The sequence below is a fragment of the Lederbergia graminis genome (assembly GCF_042655485.1).
Taxonomy (GTDB): domain Bacteria; phylum Bacillota; class Bacilli; order Bacillales; family Bacillaceae_C; genus Lederbergia; species Lederbergia graminis.
Genome location: NZ_JBHSMC010000039.1, coordinates 1 through 4,377 on the forward strand (window position 1 = coordinate 1; position 4,377 = coordinate 4,377).

General features: G+C 34.4%; 5 protein-coding genes. 3 read left to right on the top strand and 2 right to left on the bottom strand.

Features of this window, described 5'->3' with window-relative positions; genetic code table 11:
* Positions 1-401: transposase (locus tag ACFPM4_RS19130; RefSeq protein ID WP_382355377.1), on the top strand; the 401-nt coding region annotated here is incomplete at its 5' end.
* A 149-nt stretch (positions 402-550) separates the two neighbouring features.
* Here the strand turns inward: ACFPM4_RS19130 and ACFPM4_RS19135 are convergent.
* The gene (locus tag ACFPM4_RS19135; protein ID WP_382355380.1) at positions 551-1,087 is read right to left on the bottom strand and encodes a zinc ribbon domain-containing protein; all 537 of its coding nucleotides are present in this window, start codon (positions 1,085-1,087) and stop codon (positions 551-553) included.
* A 224-nt stretch (positions 1,088-1,311) separates the two neighbouring features.
* Here ACFPM4_RS19135 and ACFPM4_RS19140 point away from each other — a divergent pair, with 224 nt between their 5' ends.
* A complete protein-coding gene (locus ACFPM4_RS19140; protein WP_382355383.1) occupies positions 1,312-2,193 on the top strand; it encodes a hypothetical protein in 882 nt (293 codons plus the stop codon).
* A 92-nt stretch (positions 2,194-2,285) separates the two neighbouring features.
* Here the strand turns inward: ACFPM4_RS19140 and ACFPM4_RS19145 are convergent, their stop codons facing one another.
* On the bottom strand, positions 2,286-3,320 hold the full coding sequence (locus ACFPM4_RS19145) for an HD-GYP domain-containing protein (RefSeq protein ID WP_382355386.1): 1,035 nt from the start codon (positions 3,318-3,320) through the stop codon (positions 2,286-2,288).
* A 236-nt stretch (positions 3,321-3,556) separates the two neighbouring features.
* Between ACFPM4_RS19145 and ACFPM4_RS19150 the strand changes: the two genes are divergently transcribed.
* On the top strand, positions 3,557-4,219 hold the full coding sequence (locus ACFPM4_RS19150) for a flagellar brake protein (RefSeq protein WP_382355389.1): 663 nt from the start codon (positions 3,557-3,559) through the stop codon (positions 4,217-4,219).
* The last annotated feature ends 158 nt before the right edge of the window (positions 4,220-4,377 follow it).

The window sequence follows — 4,377 nt, forward strand, 5'->3', positions numbered from 1 at the left end:
AATTGGACTTAAGCGAACAGGAAATATTAGATACTTATAAGAACCGTTGGTATATTGAATTATTCTTTAAATGGTTAAAACAACATATCAAAATAGACCATTTATTTAGCGAGTCCCCAATTGGTATTTGGAACCAACTATTTATTGCATTAATTACGTTTGGATTACTAGAAATCATGCGACTGTTGAGGGAACCAAATCGTGAGATTTGGCAGTTTCTAAAAACAATACGCCAATATTTAATGGACTCATGGGAAGAAGTTCAAAAAGAATTTAATAGAAAACGTAAATTTAGTAAAGGGAGACAAAAGATACCAGATAAGCGTAGTAAAGTAATGAATTTCGGTTTTGAAAGTGCAATCGTGAGTCCAATATCAAAAGAACATTATACTCGAAAATAAAATATGTAAAAAAAAGGGAACTGATTCATCTTAGAACCAGATCCTCGTTTTTTATTCTAATTCGAAAAGTCAAATGGAAAAATTATCTATTCATTCAATTTATTTCAATCTGTGCAACGCTAGTGGGCACCGGGACAATTCCGGGACAATTATTTCACTTGGTCAATAAGGGGATATTCATACCAGATGTTCAGGTCGTAGGGTTTATATCTATTTTCTCGAAAGTCGACGTCCAGAGAGTATTCGACGTCATGTTTTTTTCCTTGCTTATCCTTTAGTTGTACGATTCCTTTTATGAAAAAATTTCCTGAAGGTTGTAAATTTATCGTTTCTTCTTCTGTTAAAGTAGCTTCCATTTTTTTAACTTTTACAAATGAAAAGCCGTGTAATTTAATGCGCTGTTCGAGCATAGATTCCGCAGCTTCTATTGCATGCTTTTGGTGGTGTTTCAACGTTTTATCAGCACTTTTTGCAGGAGTATCCTTGATCGCCATAACAATAATCGCTGTGACGGTAATTGCTACTATTATTGCGATTATCGGATTCTTTTTAATAAAGTGATTCATCTTATGTAAAGGAGTTTCTGCTTTTACTGTATTTTGATTAAAGTTTAAATTTTGACCACAGTTTCCGCAAAATCTATTACCTCCTTCAACTTGGTTACCACATGAGGAACAGTAATTCATTTCTCTATCATCTCCGGCATTCATTTTATATAAATATCTTAAAATACTTTAGATAGTTCAAAAGTAATGAGCATTTCACAACATTTTACATGAAATAATAAGTATGTCAATCAAGCAAGCGTGCTGGCGACAACCAACTTCCATAAATTACATTTGAACATAATTATGTGAAAATACTATATTAGTATAATAGGTATATTTTACTAGAAGTAGGGGGTCAGTTTGTGAAAAGAATTAATTTATTCATTATTTCCTTGTTGGCTGTACTGTTGATTAGTGCATGTGGTTCAACAAGTGATAACAAGGATGCTACTGCTGGAAAGGAAAGTAATAATAAAAGCGAAGTAGCGGAAGTAGTAGATGAAAAAGAGGAGATAGAAATTCCTTTTAACTTAGAAGATTTTGTAGTCGATATTACGCCTAACGGGAACATAAATTCAGCTGATGGAGTTGAATTTGCGTTTACTGTTCAAAATAACTCGCCGATTCCTGTTCGGGAATTCAGTGCGGACGTAAAATTTGAGTTAGAAGATGGACAAAGCATGATAGATACGGTGGAAATTTACACTACAATCTTAGCTGGAGAAACAGTAGGGGATTCAACTGAAAATATATATCCAGAACCAGCGTCGCTCATAAAATCTTATGAAGTTATTGCATACGATATCATTGATGAGGGCGGACTTCTTTATGAGGTGGATTTACAATTAAATACGATAGACATTAGTAATCATGCATTTTGGGATATAACGGAGGAACTTCCATTTAATATAGAAGATTTTACAATAGAAATTACTCCAAATGGTCAAATTAATTCTGCTGGTGGAGTAGAGCTTGCGTATGAGATTCAAAATAATTTCGATATTCCAGTGAAAGAAATTCGTTTCGATGTGTTAATGGAATTTGAAAATGGTATAAAACAAGTCGAATCCATTTCTCAGGACAACACCTTAATGAATGGTGAAAATATAAAAGATTCGGATAGGGTATACCCAGAACCAGCATCTAAAATGAAGTCATACAAAGTAATTGGGTACCAAATCAAAGACAAAGACAATAACGGATATGACGTAGACACACAGCTAGGTATAGTCGAAGCTTATTAATATGTAGTTGGAGTTGTGTCGGTGCCAGGCACCCACACAACTCCGACACAATTCAGAATAGTTCCGGTGCCTGGCACCTAAACAATTGGCACCTAAACAATTTCTTCGATATGTATTTGTGATTCTTTGGTTAGGTCTATGAATTGTTCGCCAACTTTAATTAGGGGGCGTGTGGGTTTATTTTTTGGAACCATGATAATCGTTCCTTTTCGACCGTCGGTTAGAAGGACGGAACATCCAATTAGATAGTTCATCGTTTTTTCAATAAACACTAAGGTAATTTCAGGGTCCAATTCTCCAAACATTTCCTCTTCCATTTCTGTTAACACTTCATAAAATGGCGAATGTGTTCGATATACCCGGTTAGATGTCATCGCATGGAAAATGTCTGCAACAGCTACAATACGACTAAACAAGTCAATATTATCCCTTTTAATGCCCATAGGATAACCACTGCCATTCATTCTTTCATGGTGTTGAAGTGCCACAAGTGCCTGTCTATGGCTTATTCCTACGGTGTCATTAAGTATCTCATAGCCATAAATCGTGTGTTTTTTCATAATGGCATATTCCTCATCTGTTAACTTACCTGGTTTATTTAAAATATTTTCCGAAATTAGCATTTTCCCCACATCATGTAGTAGTGCAGCGGTTGTTAGCTGCATCAGTGCTTGGTGATCAAGGTTCATCCATTTTCCAATAAGGTTAGCTAATGCTCCTACAGCAATGTTATGGCGGTATGTATAATCATCTTTTGCTTGAAGTGCTACAAATAATTGTAGGACATTCGTGTTTTCGCTTACATTCTGAATCAAAGGAATAACATCTTTTCGTAGTTCTGCAAGTGGAACTTTTCTATTCCTGCGTATTTCCTTAAAAATTCTACTTGTTTCCTCTACAGCTTCATCAATCAATTTGTAATATTCATTGTAGTCAGCATTAGTAAATGTACCAATATCTGTTACGGCCTCCTCCGTTAGAGTAATCCCATTCTCTTCCAAAAGCATTACATGATCATAAGTAATGATAAAGGATTTAGGGACTAATAAAACTCCCTTTGCATTATAAATATCGCTGTTATTTTTCTTGCCAATCACTTTTTGTAAATAATAACTAAACTTATCCAACCTATCTCTCGTTCTCCTTTTAGAGTACCCTATAATACTTGGGTCATAAGACCTGTGTGTGTTTGATTATACAACTGAATTTACTGTATGTATAGATGGAATTTTCACGCAATAATATTAATAGGGAATTGGTAAAAGAGAATAAATATTATAAAATTATAAAGAAGTTTTATAAATGCCTATGCTATAATAAATACCAAAAAAATGCATCTAGGAGAAAGGGAGTGAGACTATAGATGGATGACCGGAAGGCGATACAATTTTGGAATGGTCAATTGCTTGAACTTGAAACATCAGAAAAGAAAGTATATTTTACGGAATTAATTCAACGTGAACCAAATCTGATTATCCAAAGACCAGTGAGTCGGAAAGGCACTCCTTTGCTACTCGAGGGAGAGAACACGATAACTGTCTACTTTCATGATGAAGATCATGGTTTGTGTACATTTGATTCAAAGATTTCCCAATATCAAAATGGGAAGACAGTAATTGAAAAACCTCCTACTAAAAACATTAAAAAAGCACAGAGAAGGCGTTATTTTCGCGTTCAAGTAGCAGTGGAAATGAATTTAATATTGCCTTCCACAAAAGATACGGCTGGAGAAAAATTGTTTGTCCATACGTACGACATTAGTGGTGGTGGAGCTGCCTTTATTTTTCGTCATCCAGTAGTTAAAGTGGGAGATTTAGTGAATGGGAGTTTACAATTTAAGATTAATTTAGATCAAAAAAATATAGACTTCACTGGAAGAATTGTCAATGTAATGAAACAGGAAAATCACTTTTATCGAATTTCCCTGCAATTTATGGAAATGAATGAGTTGATAAGGACTGACATAATAAAGTTCTGCATGTATAAACAAATCGAACTACGCAAAAAAACGAAGAATGAATCCTAGTGGAATTTAGAGGAAAGTAAAAATATAATTACATACTTAATGGAGTTGTGTGGGTGCCCACTAGCGTTGCACAGCAGTAAAAAAATGTAAAATGAACAAAAATATTGATAAAAATTGAAAAAGCTCCTATTGTAGTGTAGGTAACGATGACTAAATCA